At 40.9% G+C, this 257-nt stretch carries 1 protein-coding gene; it reads left to right on the forward strand.

All coding sequences use genetic code 11. The annotated features are described in order from the left end of the window. Positions 1–34: 34 nt before the first annotated feature. On the forward strand, positions 35–257 hold a 223-nt coding region (locus AAEY88_RS14420), incomplete at its 3' end, for a VOC family protein (protein ID WP_350563492.1).

A 257-nucleotide genomic window follows, 5' to 3' on the forward strand; every position in this document is an offset into this window, starting at 1 on the left:
CTTTATTGCTGAAGATAACTGGATGGCGGAGCACTTGAAAGTAATCCCTCGCGCTGAAATAAAAAAAATTGCAGTGATGAGTGCTAGCAGCATAAATCTAGAAATTTTTGATTACGCTGACAACATACATCGTAGTAAAACAGCACCAAACAATCCCGATATTGGTGGTCACCACATGGCATTCAATGTCGACGATATGGATAGCGCTGTTGCTTACTTAAAAGAACAAGGCATCGAAGTTTTAGGCTCGCCAAATG

The sequence above is a fragment of the Psychrobacter sp. CAL346-MNA-CIBAN-0220 genome (assembly GCF_040309805.1).
Lineage (GTDB): Bacteria > Pseudomonadota > Gammaproteobacteria > Pseudomonadales > Moraxellaceae > Psychrobacter.